Consider the following 16,076-nt stretch of genomic DNA (forward strand, 5'->3'; position numbering starts at 1 on the left):
CTGACCCACGCACGGCTGCGGCCGCGCCCGAAGGGGGTCTGTCAAACGAACGACTCTGTCACGTAATCGGTGGTAGCGAAGGGTGACGGTCGTCGTTGCCATGGTGTGCACGATGTCAATGAGCTTGTGGGTGTGATGTTTTCGGGCTTGTCGGCCCTCGTCGTCGAGGGCGTGACGGACGAGGGTGAGGTCATCCGGGTGTCGGCGCGGACCCGCGACGACCCGGTGCCGTGCCCGCTGTGCGGGCAGCCGACGGGGCGGGTGCATGGCTTCCACAGACGGGTGGTCGCGGACGTGCCGGTGGACGAACGGCGGGTGGTGGCATCGGTGCGCATCCGGCGCCTGGTCTGCCCGGTACTCGGCTGCCCGCGGCAGACGTTCCGCTAGCAGGTTCCCGGCGTCGTGGAGCGCTACCAGCGTCGCACCAACCGCCTGGCCCACCAACTCGGCTTTGGGGTGCAGGAGTTAGCGGGCCGGGCGGGCGCCCGCCTCTCCTGCGTGCCGGCTTGTGCGATCTCCCGCTCGACCGCCCTGCGCATGCTCATACGCAGGGCGGTACAGCCGCTGCGCGTCCCGCGCGTGCTCGGCATTGACGACTTCGCCCTCAAGCGCCGGCACCGCTACGCCACCGTGATCATCGACGCCGAGACCGGCGAGCGGATCGACGTCCTGCCGGACCGCACAGGCCAGACCCTGCTCGCGTAGCTGCGCGAGCATCCCGGGTCCGCATACGTCTGCCGCGACGGCTCCGGCTCCTATGGCGAGGCGATCCGCCAGGCCCTCCCCGAGGCGGTGCAGGTCAGCGACAGGTGGCACTTGTGGAGCAACCTGTGCGGCAAGGTCCTGTCCGAGGTCCGCTCCCACACCTCCTGCTGGGCGACCGCTGTGAACCCCACCCGGCCCGGGGGCCTACACGAGCAGACCACCCGCAAGCGCTGGCAGCGGGTTCACAATCTGCTCGGCCAAGGCGTCGGCCTGCTCGAATGCGCCCGCCGCCTCGATGTCGCCCTGAACACCGTCAAGCGCTACGCCCGCATGAAGGAGCCCACCGGCGACCACCTGCGCATCCGCCGCGCGGACGACCTGGCAGTCTCCGTCCTCCAACTCTTCCGGGAGATCAAGGAGCTGGGATACACCGGCAGCCTCAAAGTGCTCTACCGCTACATCACCCAGGGCCGCGCTGAGGGCGACAATCCGGTCACCACCCCGCAGCGCTTCGCCCGCCTCCTGCTCACCCGCCCCGAGAACCTGCGCGACAAGGACACCGCACTGCTGCGGGAACTCACCAGAGTCTGCCCCGAGATGACCGAACTCGCCCGGCTCATCGGCGAGTTCGCTCAGCTACTGACCCCAGCGGAAGGCGACGCCAAGCTCACCGACTGGATCACCACAGTTTGCGCCGCCGGCCTGCCGCACCTGCGCTCCTTCGCGAACGGCCTCGAACTCGACCGCGCCGCCGTCGAAGCCGGACTCACCCTCCCGCACCACAACGGCCGCACCGAAGGCGTCAACACGCGGACCAAGCGGATCATGAGGCAGATGCACGGCCGAGCCGGGTTCCCCCTGCTCCGCCACCGCATCCTCCTCCAGTGATCACCACGCAGCGCTACCACCGAATACGTGCAGAGCCGATTACGTGACAGAGCCGAACGATTTACAGTCCCGCCCGACGCACGGTGAGCAGCTACAGTTCACGGCCGGAGCCGAACGAGGTAGGAGGAGGCCGCGGTGCTCAGGACCAGACCCAGTCAGTACTCCCTTGCCGGTCACGGCCGGGCAGTCCGCCAGCTGGTCTCTCACACGCGGGTGCTGCTGGCATAGAGCGCTGTATGGACTGCTGCGGCGCACCGCTCCTCCACGTCCGCGTCCATCGGTGCGTGTCCGGCAGCGATCTCTTCACGAGCGTGGTCCTCTAGGAGTTGGACGATGACGGCCCTCGCATAGTGCCGCTCGTCTTGGAGAGACATCGGCGAGACGCCGTTGACCTGGTCCAGGCGGCGCTGTTCGGCGATGCGGTCGGTGGCCTCCTGGCGAAGGCGAGTCTGGGCCGTTGCCCGGACGAGGAGATCACCGTGACGCTGGCCCGGTAGGTCAGCACCACCCAGCACCCATCGCCTTCGGGCGGTGAGCGCCGCTTCGTCATGCCCGGATACTCTCAGCCCATGATTCGCGCTGTGATCTTCGACGTGGGCGAGTGCCTCGTAGACGAGACCCGGGAGTATGGCTCCTGGGCCGACTGGCTCGGCGTCCCCCGCCACACCTTCGTCGCGATGTTCGGGGCCGTTATCGCCCAAGGCCGGGACTACCGCGACACTTTCCAGGAGTTCCGGCCGGGCTTCGACCTCTACGACGAGCGGGAGCGCCGAGCCGAGGCCGGGCAGCCGGAGACCTTCGGGGAGGACGACCTCTACCCCGACGTCCGCGACGCCCTCGCTGCCCTCCGCGCTGATGGCCTGTGGCTGGGCATCGCCGGAAACCAGACGACCCGGGCGGGCAAGATCCTGCGGGAGCTGTTCACCCCGGACGTCGACCTCATCGGCACCAGCGATGACTGGGGCGCCAGCAAGCCGGACCGCGCGTTCTTCGACCGCGTCGCCGAGGTCGTCCCGGCGGAGCCCGGCGAAATACTGTACGTCGGCGACCGCGTCGACAACGACATCGCCCCCGCGCGCCAGTCCGGGATGCATACCGCTCTGGTCCGGCGCGGGCCGTGGGCGACGATCCAGTGGCGCAGCGAGCAGGCGCAGAAGCTACCCACCTTCCGGGTCGAGTCGCTGCTGGAGCTGTCGCCGCAGATCGCTCAGTTCAACGCGCGAGAGCGCTGACCGTCGTCGACCAGCCGTACAGCCGGTCGTCCAGCTCCCGCACGCATGGCGCGTGCTGGTGCGGCGCCAACGCGCGCCGCACCTCCCTCACCCGGTCCATGCCCATCGCGTACCACGTGCGCTCCAATCGCGCGGCGTGATCGAGCGCTTCGGCGCGGACGCCGCGCCGGGATCGGCGGCGTCCATGTGGGTCTCGGAGATGCCTGACGACCCGGTCAGCTGGCTGGCCGGGCACGGCTGGCAGGCTGACAGCCATACCCTGCGCGAGCGCGCTGCCGCCTACGGCCGCCCGATCAGCACCCCGCCGCAGCACGAGGAGCGGTCCGGCGGACTGATCTCGGCGGTCCGCCGGTAGAGCACGACACTCCGGGAGGCACGTCGTACACCGAGGATTCGAACAGTGACGTCACACACCGTGGCGTTTCACGGTCTTGCGCGGCGGATGGAAAAGACGTTGGCCGGTCCGTCGCCGAGCCGCGACGATGCCCCTGTTTCCCTTACGGAGGACGTTTGTTCGTTTTCGTGTGTGCTGGCTGTGGTACCAGGCTGACCACCCCGTTGTCCCTGGTCGCGCTGCCGGTCCACGCTCATCAGAAGTACGGGAACGGGGTGCAACTCCCGGTGCTCATGGAGTCCCGCACGTTCGCCGTGGAACCCGAGCCCTGGGGGCCACCGTGGCGAAGGTGGGCAGAGATCCATCCGGACGAGGCGACCGCCCGCGGTGTTTACGCGCCGGTGTACGCCCTCTCCGACGGCGCGCCTGGCGCGATCGTCATCGCGCCAGGCGACGCCAGCGGCACGGTGCTGATCCCGGAAAAACGCGGAGGCGGCTACTGCTGCGGCCTCGACGGTACCGACGGCCCCAACGTGGCCTGTGCGGAGTGTGCCCTGCCCGTGGCCAGCCGGATCGACGACTGCTCGCTCTGGCAGGCGATGTGGCTCTCCCCAAACGCCGTCCGCCGCCTTCCCGCCGACGGCGCTTTCGCCGCGCCGCTTTCCTGGACGGAGCTGATGGCGGAAGAAAGGGCCACGCCCCCGTTCGAGCCGATCGCCACATGGGGATCGCGGATGGCGGCGGGCCACTGGTCGAACTACTGGTGGTCCTGGAGCCCGCAGTGGGAGGCGGCGGCCGGCCACGCGCTCGCCCACCTGCTGGCGGCATCGGACGGTCACCCTGTGCTCGTCCCGGACGGCTTGGGCAGGCAAGTCTTCCAACGCACACTCGACGCCCTGCTGCCCACAGGCCCGCAGACGCGGAACGCACCCCTGGCCGGACCCGGACTGCCAGCTCCCAGCCGAGACGTCTCCATCATCTTTGTGCCGTCCCATCCTCAGACGGGGAAGACCTGGGCCCCGGCCGACCCGCTGCCGTACCTGGTGCCGCTGCCATTCGGGGTGTGGCTGTGGCTGGCCTTCCCCAGACCGGACCTACCCGCCCCCTCGTCGGTTGCCCCACCCGCCGGAACCCTCCGTGACGACTTCGGCCCGCCCACGCTGCGTCCCCGTCACCTGTTCCGGGCCGATTCGGAAGTGTTCCGGCGGACCCTGGTCCGGCTGCCGAACGTCCGTAGCCCGTGGCTGAGTGACATCCTCAAGAGCCTCGAACACCACGTACGCGCTGGCCTCTTCTAGCCGACTGCCAACGGGCTGCTGGTCACTCTCCGGAACCGTCGCAATCGAACGGCTCCGGGATGGCGGAGGCGACCATTCCTGCACCCCAGCCCGGCCCGGCTGGAGCAGCACACGGCCGCGCACGCCCCGGGAGCTTCGTGACTACTTCAACCGTTGGCGGATGCGTTGCCGTGCCCGGAGCGCCGAGACCGTGGGCACGATCGCGGGGCGTTCATCGCGGCCGGAGGCTCAGGAATCAGCCACGCTTGTGGGCACGGTCCAGCCGGTAGCTCGGATCCACTCGGCCAGGTCCAGGGTGGCCGGCTCTATCGAGCGCACCGCCGCGCGGTCCGAAGGGTATTCCGCTGCCTTCGCGAACTCGCGGAACATCACCCTGTCGAGGTCGTTGGGAAGCACGCTCAACGGGAGGGCCTCGTACCGTGCCGGGAGCCCGGCGCGTGCGCCGAACGCGGCGGCGATCTGGGGGCCCGTCAGCTCGTCGCCGACGAGGTCGACGGCTCCGCCGGGCGCCTGAGCGGTGTCGAGCAGGAGCGCGGCGGCGACCCGGCCGATGTCCCTGACCGAGATCATCTTCAGGGCGACGTCCTTTGGCAGTGGCAGCCTCAGCACGATCTCCCCGTGCTCCAGGCTCGGTGCCATCACGCTCGCGAAGTTCTCCATGAAGGCGGTCGCGCGAACCATCGAGGCCCTCAGGCCGGACTTCCTCAGGTGCTCCTCGATCCAGTGCTTCGAGTCGTGGTGCGGCACACCCGACTCCCGCCCCGCTCCGAAGACCGAGTTGAACACGACGTGCGGGACGCCCGCCTCGACCGCCGCGTCGACGAGCGCGGTACCGATGCGGATCTCCGCCTCGACCTCTTCGAGGCTGTTCGCCTCCGGGGTCATGAAGTAGAACCCCTCGACCGTCGCCAGCGCGGCGGCCAGCGACGCCGGGTCGTCGGCCCGGACGGTCACCGGCTCGACGCCGCGGGCGGCCAGCGCCTGTGCCCGGTCGGACTGCGGGTCGCGGACCAGAGCCCGCACCCGCGCCTTGTGGTCCAGCAGCGCGTCGACCACCGCCCCGCCCTGTTGCCCCGTCGCGCCGAAGACCGCGATCGTGCCACTCGTCTGTGTGCTCATCGCTGCCACCCCTCACTAGTTCATGGCATGAACGAAACTAGTTCACGTCATGAACTTCGTCAAGGTGCGGGTGCAGCGGGACCTCACGGTGTGATGGGCTGGTTCGAGGTGGGCGAAGAGAGGTCCGAGGTGTCCACGATGGCGGTGGCCACGCGCTCGAAGTCGCGCTGGTCGCCGGCGTCGAGGTTCCTCGCGATCTCGGGCAGGCGCTTGGCGACCTCGGCGTAAACGGCCTCGGCGAGCACCTTCCCCGCAGGCGTCACGCTGAGCATGACGACCCGTCGATCCTGCGCCGAGCTTGCCCGGCCGACCAACTCGCGCCGCGCGGTGCGATCGACCAGCTGGCTCAATGCATTCTTGGTCATACCCAACGACGCGGCGAGGTCAGCCATCTGCCGCGGCTCGTTCCTGATTGCGCACAGTAGCGTGGCCTGCAAGGGGGTCAGGTCGAACTCGGCGCAGACCTGCGCGTACTTGCGTTGAATCACGACCGAGAGCCAAAAGAGCTTGTCGCCATAGTCCACGCCGACCTCCCCGGTCCGATCACGAACGACCAGCCTACTCGTCACGGTCCGGCAGCCACGCCACTCACCAGGAGATGCACACTTCTGCGAGACCGACCTGGCACTCCTTCCCCAACCGCTTTGATCCACTTGCCCTGCCCCTTCACCCTCGGTATCCGGCTCACTCCGGACAGCTCGTGACCCGGGCAAAGAGACACCTCGGACTCACGCTGAAGACAGTGAGCCGCCCGAAGAACACCCCCGACTTCGTCACCTTGCCCCGCCGCTGCGTGGTCGAGCGGCCCCTGGCCTGGATCATGCACGCACGTCATCACGCGAGAGACTACGGATCCAGCACTCCGAAGCCTTGACCACCCGGACCGCGCGAACAAGCAGGCTCCCGGCACAGGAGATCTGGATCACCGATGCCGTGCTGGTGGTGAGGGTGTCCAGAAGCAGATACCTAAGAAGAAGCGGCGCAACGTCGTTGACCTGGAAAGTCACCTCTAATCCGTCCCCGGTCTTGGTGGGGCCGCCGATGTCGCCACCGGGGTTGTTCGCCAGACGTCGATGCGGGGATGGGCGTTCTGCAGTTCGGAGGCGAGTCGGCGGACGTCCGCGAGACGGGAGAAGTCGGCGACGTGAGGCTCGAGGCCGAGTTCGTCGCCGATGGCGTTCGGTCAGGGCAGGGTTGCCCACGATGTAGCGGGCCTGGCGGTGGGCGCGGATCGGCCCGGCGGAGGTTGGGGCCTGCGCTGCCGCGTGCCCGGTGGGCCCGGAGATGCCCACCCCGCGGGTGCGGTCGCCGTTGAGGGTGGCGAACGAGTCGGCGATGGCCGGGGCGGCATCGATGTCGAGCAGTCCATGGATGCCGTCGCGCCCCGGCCTACTGGCAAGGGCGGCTATGGAGACTTGCGGAATGCCCAAGCAGCCGAGGCGTGCCGACACAGAGGGCCGGCAAGACAGGGCTCCTGAACGGACCGGTCCTGGCAGCCGCCTCTGTTCGACTGGTCCTCACCGGTGCCACTGAGGGCGAAGACCATCCAGGAGGATGTCCAGGAGCCGATCGGCTCTGACCGCGTGGCCGGACTGGTACGCGACGGTGAAAATGCCGATCAGGCTGGCTGCGATCTCGTCGGCGGTGACGTCGGGCCGGAGGTCTCCAGCTGTGCGGCCTGCGTCGAGAATCGTCGATATCGCGTTCAAGAGCGCGTCCCTGGTTTGTGCGTGGCCGACCGCGCCCGACTCGATCAGGGCCGGCAGGGTGTCGAGCATGCCGTTCTTCGTCGCGACCCAGTGACCGAAGAGGTCCATCCAGCGTCGCAGCGCAACGGCCGGGGCCTCGTTGGCGAGCAAGTCGTGGGCGCCGTTCGTGAGGCGGACGACTTGGTCGCGGTAGACGGCCTCCACAAGGGACTCGCGCGTCGGGAAGTGGCGATAGAGCGTCCCGATACCCACACCGGCCTCGCGAGCGATAGCGCGCAGGGACGCCTCGGCGTCGGGCGATGCGAGCACGCGGGTCGCGACCTCAAGCAGCTGATCGCGGTTGCGGGCGGCGTCGGCTCGCGTCGCTCTTGGCTTCGAACTCGTCAAACGGATCACGCTCCGGTTATGCTGGATTCCATAACCGGAGCATAGTCCGTTTCGGGTGGCTCCACCAACGCGAGGAAACGAGTAGGACATGCAGCAACACGGCAACACACTCCGAGACGGCGCGAGCAGGGCCGTTCTGCTCGACTCGTTCGGCGGTCCGGAGGTCTTGGCCCTCAAGGACGTGCCTGAACCCCAGGCGGGCGACGGGCAGATCCGCATCCGCGTGTCAGCAGCCGGGCTGAACCCGATGGACTGGTTCATGACCTCCGACGCCGAGACCGCGACACGGTTCGGTCTGAGCCTGCCCTGCGGGTTCGGGACCGACTATGCCGGAGCCGTGGACCAGGTCGGTGCCGGCGCGAGCGGCTACGCGGTCGGTGACCGCGTGTTCGGGGCAGCCCTGTCCCGGGCGGTCGCCGACCACGTCGTCCTCGACGTGAAGGGGACCATCGCCAGCGGCATCGCCCACCACACCCCGGACGGCGTCGACGACCGCACCGCCGCCACGCTCGCGATCGCGGGCAGCACCGCGTCCGCCGCGCTCGACGTCCTTGACCTCGGTCCAGACGACACTGTGCTGGTCGGCGGCGCCGGTGGCGGAGTCGGAGTGTTCGCAGTCCAGCTGGCACGGATCACAGGCGCGCGCGTCATCGGGACCGGCTCCCCGTCGTCAGCGGAGTACTTGCGAAGCCTCGGCGCCGAGCCGGTGGCGTACGGCGAGGGCCTGACCGACAGGGTCCGCGACCTCGGTGCGGGCGCCGTCACCGCAGCCCTGGACCTTCACGGCACGGACACCGTGCACGTCGCACGCGAGCTGGGAGTCCCGGACGACCGCATCTGCACCATCGCGGGCCAGGTCGACGGCGTTCCCGCAGCCAACGGCGCCAACGCCGCGCCCGACGCCCTTGAGAACATCGCGCGCCTTGTCGCGGCAGGCCGCCTGCGTGTACCCCTCGCAGCGACCTACCCCGTCGAGGACATCCGCACCGCCGTCGAGCTCCAGGCGGCCCGGCACGTCCGCGGCAAGGTCGTCATCGACCTCCGACCCCAGCTCTGACAGCGGGGCCCGGACTCAGGCGACGCGGCACACAGACACCGCCTGACTTCCGGTCCCTGCAGCCGGGCCGGACAGCAGGGCCGCACTGACGAGATGGCCGACGGCAGGCAACTGGCGTGATCGTCAGCGTTCCCTGCGGGCTATGTCTGCCGCGTAGCCGACTCTCGTGTTGCCGGCGTCGTGGGACCAGGCCACCGCGCAAGCGAACCCTGCCCGAGCCAGGATCAGACCTCTCCTTTGTCAGACCGCTGCCCAATCAGAGTGAGTCTGATCATGACGCGGCCCAGCTCTCCAGATCCCCGGGAGGCGAGCCTTGCCGCATCTGAGCCTGTCGTGGTGATGTCATGCCTCGCCCGGCGTTGCCCTCCGCAGAGCTGCGGTGGGGGACGAGAAGATCCAGGCTCTGGCCGAGGCGGTGACCACTTTGCATTCCGCCCTGCCGTCCGACGTCATCACCAAGGTCCCTCTCAGGCCCGGGCATCAAGGCGAACTGATCGGCCACCTCGGTGTCTGGACCGGGACAGCACGTCCCCGGGCCGTTGGCCTGGTGAGGGAGGCCATGGAGGCCGGCTTGTCGTGGCTTGCCCAATCGGGCCTGACGTCCCGTCGTTCTTGGACTGTTTTCTGCTGGCCAGCGATGATCCGGAGCATCCTCGCAACCCTGTCGGCACCGCGGAACGTCAGGCCGGTCGGGTGATGGATCTACTGGCCTGACAGCGGGATTCCCTGATCTGCGACGAAGAAGCAGATGGGCACTCATCATCGTCGCCCACCGGCTGCACACCAACATGACCGCCGACCAGATCGTCATGCTCGACGGCGGTGGTGGGACTCGTGAATCGGGATCGCACGCCGAGCTGCTAGCCGCCGGCGGGGCATACGCCCGGCTCTGGTGGCAGCGCGTGGAGGCTGTCGGCTGGAAACTCGGCCCACACGGCTGAGTGTCTCCCGCGCCGCCGTCGCCCGGCGCTTCCCCGCCCCCGACGGCCATCCGCGAGGCGCGCCGGCAGCGCACCCTCGGCTGGGCCGGGTCCGGCCCCGTCGCCGCCCTCGCCACTGCCGGTGTCGCCGTCGAGGAGAGCCGCGTCGCCTGGCGGGGCAAGAGCTGCCGCACGCCACCCCGCGGCGACCCCCTGCACCGCTGTCGATACGGGCGACGGGCAGGGCGGCTGCCCGGAGGGATGCGGCCGCCGCAACAGACGGGCTCCCCCATGGAGGCGGGGTCAGCAGCCGTACGCGACCTCGGAGTCCACGCAGGGGCGGACGGTCTACACGCCCTCAACCGCGGTACGCAGACTGTCCAAGGCGCGCGACGACGATGCCGACAGTCACGCAGCCGCCGTGTCCCGCGCCAGCCTCGAGTCTCACACGATCGACGGGCTCCCCCCTCGGCGGCCGAACACGGAAGCGTCCTCCAACCGCTGCCGGAGCCGAAGAGGAGCCTGGGAACCCGTGCAAGGTCAATCCGTGGAGAACCGCAGGTGCGGGGCGACGCTGCGGAGCTTCTCGCAGGTCTCCTCTATCTCGCGTTCGGGAAGAGACTGGGCGGTGACTCCCGCGCCCGCGCGCAGCCATGTCTCCTCGCCCTCTCCGATGAGCGTGCGCAGGACGAGGGCGGCGTCAAGAGTGCCCGCGATGCTGCCGCGGAAGACCGCTCCGCCGTACAGCCCCCGGGGTCCTTCCTCATGGCGGGCCAGGGCATGGAGGGCGGCGGCTTTGGAGACACCGGTGGCGGTGATCGCAGGAAAGAGGGAGGCGAAGGCGTCCCACGGTCCGGCGTCCTTGCGAAGCCGGCCCGTCACCCGCGAGGCAAGGTGCTGCACCGAACCGCGAGGCCGGACCACCATGAACTCCTCGACTGCGACGGATCCGGGACGGCACACCGCCGCCATCTCCTCCCAGGCCAGGCGTACGGAGACAGCGTGCTCGTGTATCTCCTTGGGATCACTGAGCAGTTCCGTGCGTCGGCGCTCGTTCTCCGCCTGGTCGGGGCCGTGTGCGCGGGTTCCTGCGAGCGGCTGGGTGCTGACGCGGCCGTTCTCACCGACCTCAAGGACGGTCTCCGGGCTGAACCCGGCCGCCCGGTAGCCGCCGAGGTCCAGCAGGTAGGAGCGGGCCGGGGTGTTGGAGCGGCGGCCCGCGAGATAGGTCGCGGGGAAGTCCACGGCCGGCCCGGCGGGCAGCGGGACCTTTCGGGAGACCACGGCCTTCTCCAGGAGGCCGGCGCGGATGTCCTCGACCGTTCGGGCCACCGCGCTCCCGTAGGCGGCGGTGCCGGCGGCGATGATGTGTTCGGCTCCCCCGGGTGTCACTCCCTCGGGTGTCATTCCCTCCGGTGTCGTCCCCTCCGCCAGCGGATGTCGGGGGGACGGTTCGGCGAGCAGGTCGGCGACCTTTCGGAGCCACGCCTCGTCCACCGCGCGCACCACGGTCTCCTCCCCCGTGAGGGTCACCTCGACGGAAGGGATCAGGGCGTGCAGCAGCGGTCCGTCACCGGTGGCCGCGGGGTCCGCGTGCAGGAGGTGGGCCAGTTCGAAGGCTGCCCAGCCGTAGAAGTGACGGCCACCGCCGTGGGCGCCGTGTGCCTCGGACAGGGCGTTCAGCGCGGCGGCGAACGCCGTCAGGGGCCTGCCGTCGGTGCGGGAGGTCCACGTCCGTCCCCTCGCCCGCGCGGTGATGCCGGTGGCGTGCGCGGTGAGGCTGACGCTGGACCCGGCCGCGAAGTGCCAGACGCCCCCTTCCGCCTCGTACACCATGTACTGGTCGGCGAGGCCGGCCCGGGCGAGGCGGGTCGCTGTGGCTGCGGCGTCGTGGCTGGGTTCCAGGGTGCTCGCGGATTCGAGCGGCGGGACAGAACCCGCCCATGAGTCCCAGGTGTTCCGGAGGCCGTCGCTCATCGTGTCCTGCCTTCCTTGTGCCGCTGCCGCGGGAGCCGGTGGATCTCGGGTGCCGGGTGCGAGGTCACGAGCGTGCCGCCTCCAGTCGCCAACCGTGGGCCCGGCTCCGGCGCTCCCAGAAGGAGGCATAGGTGCCGCCCGCCGTGACCAGGTCGGCGTGCGTGCCCCGTTCGGTGATCTCCCCGTCCTCCAGAACGAGGATCTGGTCCGCGTGGACGACGGTGCTCAGCCGGTGTGCGATGACCAGCAGCGTCTTGCGCTCGGCGAGGGTGCGCACGGCTTCGGCGAACAGCGCCTCGTTCTCCTGGTCGAGTGCGGCGGTGGCCTCGTCGAGGACGAGGATCGGAGCGTCCTTCAGCAGGGCGCGGGCGATGGACACGCGCTGGCGCTGTCCGCCGGACAGCCGCGCGCCGCCCTCCCCCACTTTGGTGTCCCAGCCGCCGGGCAGTTCCTCGATCACCCGGTCGAGTCCGGACATGGCCGCGGCCTCGGCCAGTTCCTCGGGCCCGGCGTCCGGGGCGGCGATCCTGACGTTTTCCTCGATGGTGCCGTCGAACAGGTAGACGTCCTGGAACACGAGGGAGACGTGTGCCGCCAGGTCGTCGGCGGCGATTTCGCGGACGTCGACGCCGCCGATGTGAACGGTGCCTTCCGTGACGTCCCGGAATCGGGCGATCAGCGTGGCGACCGTGGTCTTGCCGGCGCCGGAGGGCCCCACGAGGGCGGTCATGCTGCGTTCGGGCAGACGGAAGGTCACGTCGTTCAGGACCGGGCGCGCGGAGGCTCCGTCCGCTGCCCCGGTGTCGTAGCTGAAGCCGGCCCCGGCGAACTCCACGCTCGCGTCGCGGGGCGCCTTCGGCTCGGCCGGCTGCGGGAAGGGCGGCTCGTCGAGGACGGCGCCGAGCCGTTCCAGGGTGTTGCGGGCGATACGCATGCCCGCGCCGGCCTCGGCGGCGGACGCCACGCTGTCGATGAGGCGGACCAGCAGTACCAGGAGCGCCAGGAGGGTGGGTACGGTGAGCGATCCGTCGAGCTGCCAGGACACCCCGAGTGCGAGCAGCAGGGCGAAGACGAGCCGGGTCGCGAAAGTGAAGGAGACCAGGCCGGGCAGGCCGCGGACGATGAGCCGCCGGTCGGCACGCGCCTCGGCCACCAAGGCGTCGTCCAGCGCGCCGTAGCCCTCCGCGGTCCGGCCGAACGCCCGCAGGACCGGCTGGTTGCGCGTGTATTCCAGGACCCGGTCGGCGGACTCGCCGATCGCGGCGTCGCGGCCGAGGTCGAGCCGGCGCATCAGTGCGGTGCTCGCCTGCTGCACGGCGAACAGCGCCGGCACGCAGGCCAGGAGCACCAGGGCGGTCCGTACGTCGAAGAAGAAGGTCGCGACGACCAGCGTCAGCGGGGTGAGCAGAGAGGTGATGAACGGGCGGAGCAGGTGGGCCGGGGTGCTCATCACCTGGATGACGTTCTGTCCCGCGAGCCTGCTGAACTCGGCCGTGCGGCCGGCGGTGAACCAGCCCAGTGGCAGACGCAGGGCCTGGTCCGCCATCCGGCGGTGGAGCACCCGGGAGAGCTGGGAACCGACCGTGAAACCGCCGCTGATGGCTGCCCCCTGGAGCACCGCGTAGGCGAGTACGCAGCCGGTGAACGCCGCCAGCCAGGGCCAGACATCGTCGGGGTCCGTGCCGACCAGGGCTTTGAGGACGGGCACGAGGAGGGCGAAGGCGATGCCCTGGAAGACGGCCGCGCCGGACTGGAGGAGCATCAGCCGGTTCAGTGGGCGGGAGCCTTCCGGCCCGAGGACACGGTAGAGCTGACGGATCATGGTGCACTTCCCTCTCGGATGTCGTCCGCCGCGCGGTCGGCCCCTGCGGGGGCGGACCGGTGGTGCGGTACGCCGTCGGTCTCGTCCGGGCTCGCGGCCCGCTGGGCCTGCCACAGCGCGGCGTAGCGGCCACCGGCGGCGAGCAGGTCGTCGTGGCAGCCCTGTTCGGTGACGCGTCCGTCCTCCAGCACCACGATCCGGTCGGCGGAGCGGATGGTCGACAGCCGGTGGGCGATGACGAGGAGGGTGCGGCCGGCCGCGAGGGCGGACAGGCCGTCCTGGATCAGTGCCTCGGAGTGCGGATCGGCGTAGGCGGTCGCCTCGTCGAGCACCAGGACGGGTGCGTCGGCGAGCAGCGCCCGTGCGATGGACAGGCGTTGCGCCTCTCCTCCGGAGAAGGTGACGGCCGTGCCGAGTTCGGTGGCATAACCGTCGGGCAGGGCCGTGATCCGGTCGTGGATACGGGCGGCGCGGGCGCACCGCTCGACCTCCTCGTCGGAGGCGTCGGGACGGCCCAGGCGGATGTTGTCGGCGACGCTCGCCCGCAGCAGCCGGACGTCCTGGAGGACGTAGCCGACCCGTCGGTACAGTTCGGCGGCGGGAATGTCCCGCAGGTCGGCGCCGCCGAGGGTCACCGTGCCGGCGGTGGTGTCGTGGAAGCGGGGCAGCAGCGACGCAAGGGTGGATTTGCCCGAGCCGGAGGGACCGACCAGCGCGGTGACCGTGCCGGGTGCGAGGTCGAGGTCGACGCCGCTGAGGACGTCGTTGTTCCCGTCGTAGGAGAAGGACACCCCCCGCAGGCGGACGTGGTGGCCTTCGGGGAGGACGGCGGTCGTCGGCTCGGGCAGGGTGGGCGCGTCCAGCAGTTCGGTGACGCGCACGGCGGCGGCCTGGCCGGCCCGGATCTGCTGGATGCGGGGGCCCACGACGCCCATGGGGGCGGCGACGGCGGGGCCGAGCAGGAGGAAGGGGACGAGTTCGGCGCCGGTCATCCAGTCCTGCGTGACGAAGACCGCGCCCAGTCCGGTCAGGAGCAGCAGGACCACGGCCGGGGCGACCACCAGGATCGCGGCGGTGGACGTGAGCAGGGTGGACCGGACCCAGCCCGAGAAGAAGTCGGCGAAGCCCTCGGTCGCGCGGACGAAGCGCTCGTGGGCTTTGCCTCCGCGTCCGAAGCTCTTGAAGACGGCGATGCCGGAGGCGAACTCCACGGCGGCGGCGGAGATCCGGGCCACCGCGGCACCGAACTCGGCCATCTGGGCCGCGGCCCCTGCCATGGCCCGGCTGAACAGGTACACGCCCAGCAGCAGGGGCACGACGCCGACCAGGGCCAGGCGCCAGTCGACGGTGAGCAGGTAGACCAGGATGAGCACCGGGGCGGTGAGTACGGAGACGACGTCGAGGAGAGTGTGGGCGAACAGGGTGTGCAGCGCGCTCACGTCGTCCTGCACGGCCTGCTTGACCTCGCCGGTGCCTCGTTCGGTGAGCCGGCCGAGCGGCAGTCGCCCGATGTGCCGGGCGAGCCGGCGGCGGAGGGTGAGCTGAAGGTCGTTGTCGGCGATGTGGGCGAGGGCGCCGGCCGCCGTGCCGCACACGAGGGCGACGAGACCGGCCGAGCAGGCCAGCGCCACCAGCGGCCAGAGCGCGTCACCGTCGGCCGGGGAACCCGTGGTGAGGCGCTCGGCGATGCGGGAGACGGCGATGAACGGCACCACCCCGGCGAGAGCGGCGGCGGCCTGGAGACCGACGGCCAGGGCCAGTCGTCCGCGGACGGGCGCCGCCAGTGTGCGCAGTGGCCGCGGCGGGCTGCTGTCGGGCGTGCCCGCGCTGTCGGCCGCGGTGGCCGGGGCTGCCGGGGCCGGGCCGGCCTCGGGCGGTTGTGACTTCACTTGACGAGTACTCCGATTTCGGGGATGGGCCTGCCGCCCGCTTCGGTGATGCGGCGGCTGGTCATGCCGGCCTCGCGGGCCAGCGCGGCGACGTCGAAGGTGTGCCAGTCGTAGCTGTCGGCGACCTCGCGGACGGTGCGGCCGTCGCGCAGGACCTTCCAGGTCGTCGTGAACCGCATGGCGTCGCCCTCGGTGGGTTCGCCGCCGATCCACCACTCGTACGTCTGGCGCCCGATGGTCTCCCTCAGGGACATGACCGGGGGGATGACGCGGGGTGAGGAGACCCCCATCAGTTCCACGACTATGGGCGCCCCGTCCGGCAGACGGTCCGCGAGCCGCTTCCACAGCGCCACGCGTTCGGGAACGGTGAGGTGACCGGCCACGCCGAAGATGACGACGGCGGAGAGCCGTTCGGGCAGGACGAGGTCCTGGGCGGCCCCGTCCACGACGGTGACGCGCCGGCGCAGGTCCGGGTCGCGGGCGACCCGGGAGGTCAGCATGGCGCGCATGGTGGCGGACGGTTCGGCGGCGAGGATCTCCGCGTCCGGCAGGGCGGCGGCGATGACCTCGGTGACGCGACCGGTGCCCGCGCCGATCTCCAGGACGGGACCGTGGGAAACGTCGAGTCCGGTGAGGACGCGGGTCAGCGGGGGGCCGCTGCTGGCGGTGTGCCGGGTGGCGACCAGTTCGTAGAACTCGGCCGAGGTCGAGTAGTAGTCGATCACGATGCTCTCCGGGC

11 protein-coding genes and 4 pseudogenes are annotated in these 16,076 nt (G+C 70.4%); 7 read left to right on the plus strand and 8 right to left on the minus strand.

What is annotated here, in order from left to right; translation table 11 throughout:
* Positions 1 to 135 precede the first annotated feature (135 nt).
* A pseudogene (locus ACGH7X_RS00210) lies at positions 136 to 1,593 on the plus strand (ISL3 family transposase).
* Positions 1,594 to 1,817: 224 nt separating this feature from the next.
* On the opposite strand, the pseudogene ACGH7X_RS00215 reads toward ACGH7X_RS00210, so the two are convergent.
* Positions 1,818 to 2,012 (minus strand): annotated as a pseudogene (locus ACGH7X_RS00215) (CpaF family protein); the annotation flags it as partial.
* Here ACGH7X_RS00215 and ACGH7X_RS00220 point away from each other — a divergent pair.
* The 4 genes and pseudogenes from ACGH7X_RS00220 (at position 1,956) to ACGH7X_RS00235 (ending at position 4,457) form a co-directional block, all read left to right on the plus strand.
* Positions 1,956 to 2,090, plus strand: coding sequence for a hypothetical protein (locus ACGH7X_RS00220; protein WP_399897753.1), 135 nt, complete (start codon positions 1,956 to 1,958; stop codon positions 2,088 to 2,090). The pseudogene ACGH7X_RS00215 and the gene ACGH7X_RS00220 sit on opposite strands and share 57 nt — an antisense overlap.
* A gap of 72 nt (positions 2,091 to 2,162) precedes the next feature.
* A complete protein-coding gene (locus ACGH7X_RS00225) occupies positions 2,163 to 2,825 on the plus strand; it encodes an HAD family hydrolase (RefSeq protein WP_399880036.1) in 663 nt (220 codons plus the stop codon).
* A gap of 121 nt (positions 2,826 to 2,946) precedes the next feature.
* A pseudogene (locus ACGH7X_RS00230) lies at positions 2,947 to 3,180 on the plus strand (SAM-dependent methyltransferase); the annotation flags it as partial.
* Positions 3,181 to 3,335: 155 nt separating this feature from the next.
* The gene (locus tag ACGH7X_RS00235) at positions 3,336 to 4,457 is read left to right on the plus strand and encodes a hypothetical protein (protein WP_399880039.1); all 1,122 of its coding nucleotides are present in this window, start codon (positions 3,336 to 3,338) and stop codon (positions 4,455 to 4,457) included.
* A gap of 228 nt (positions 4,458 to 4,685) precedes the next feature.
* Here ACGH7X_RS00235 and ACGH7X_RS00240 read toward each other — a convergent pair whose 3' ends face one another.
* Entirely contained in the window at positions 4,686 to 5,576 is an 891-nt protein-coding gene (locus ACGH7X_RS00240; protein ID WP_399880041.1) for an NmrA/HSCARG family protein, read from the minus strand.
* An 83-nt stretch (positions 5,577 to 5,659) separates the two neighbouring features.
* Positions 5,660 to 6,100, minus strand: coding sequence for a MarR family winged helix-turn-helix transcriptional regulator (locus tag ACGH7X_RS00245; RefSeq protein ID WP_399880043.1), 441 nt, complete (start codon positions 6,098 to 6,100; stop codon positions 5,660 to 5,662).
* A gap of 158 nt (positions 6,101 to 6,258) precedes the next feature.
* On the opposite strand from ACGH7X_RS00245, the pseudogene ACGH7X_RS00250 reads away from it, so the two are divergent.
* A pseudogene (locus ACGH7X_RS00250) lies at positions 6,259 to 6,470 on the plus strand (IS5/IS1182 family transposase); the annotation flags it as partial.
* A 623-nt stretch (positions 6,471 to 7,093) separates the two neighbouring features.
* On the opposite strand, the gene ACGH7X_RS00255 reads toward ACGH7X_RS00250, so the two are convergent.
* Complete coding sequence (locus ACGH7X_RS00255; RefSeq protein WP_399880045.1) at positions 7,094 to 7,681, minus strand: TetR/AcrR family transcriptional regulator; 588 nt, start codon at positions 7,679 to 7,681, stop codon at positions 7,094 to 7,096.
* Positions 7,682 to 7,760: 79 nt separating this feature from the next.
* Here ACGH7X_RS00255 and ACGH7X_RS00260 point away from each other — a divergent pair, with 79 nt between their 5' ends.
* Complete coding sequence (locus ACGH7X_RS00260) at positions 7,761 to 8,729, plus strand: NADP-dependent oxidoreductase (RefSeq protein ID WP_399880047.1); 969 nt, start codon at positions 7,761 to 7,763, stop codon at positions 8,727 to 8,729.
* 1,460 nt (positions 8,730 to 10,189) lie between these two features.
* Here the strand turns inward: ACGH7X_RS00260 and ACGH7X_RS00265 are convergent.
* The 4 genes from ACGH7X_RS00265 to ACGH7X_RS00280 form a co-directional block, all read right to left on the minus strand.
* Positions 10,190 to 11,626 (minus strand): salicylate synthase, encoded by a 1,437-nt coding sequence (locus ACGH7X_RS00265; protein WP_399880050.1) that lies wholly within the window; start codon positions 11,624 to 11,626, stop codon positions 10,190 to 10,192.
* Positions 11,627 to 11,690: 64 nt separating this feature from the next.
* Positions 11,691 to 13,448, minus strand: coding sequence for an ABC transporter ATP-binding protein (locus tag ACGH7X_RS00270; protein WP_399880052.1), 1,758 nt, complete (start codon positions 13,446 to 13,448; stop codon positions 11,691 to 11,693).
* Complete coding sequence (locus ACGH7X_RS00275; protein WP_399880054.1) at positions 13,445 to 15,337, minus strand: ABC transporter ATP-binding protein; 1,893 nt, start codon at positions 15,335 to 15,337, stop codon at positions 13,445 to 13,447. The genes ACGH7X_RS00270 and ACGH7X_RS00275 overlap by 4 nt, the downstream gene beginning before the upstream one ends.
* Positions 15,334 to 16,062, minus strand: coding sequence for a class I SAM-dependent methyltransferase (locus tag ACGH7X_RS00280; protein ID WP_399880057.1), 729 nt, complete (start codon positions 16,060 to 16,062; stop codon positions 15,334 to 15,336). Before ACGH7X_RS00280 ends, ACGH7X_RS00275 begins: the two co-directional genes overlap by 4 nt.
* Positions 16,063 to 16,076 lie beyond the last annotated feature (14 nt).

The organism is Streptomyces sp. BBFR51 (assembly GCF_044591655.1).
Classification (GTDB): domain Bacteria; phylum Actinomycetota; class Actinomycetes; order Streptomycetales; family Streptomycetaceae; genus Streptomyces.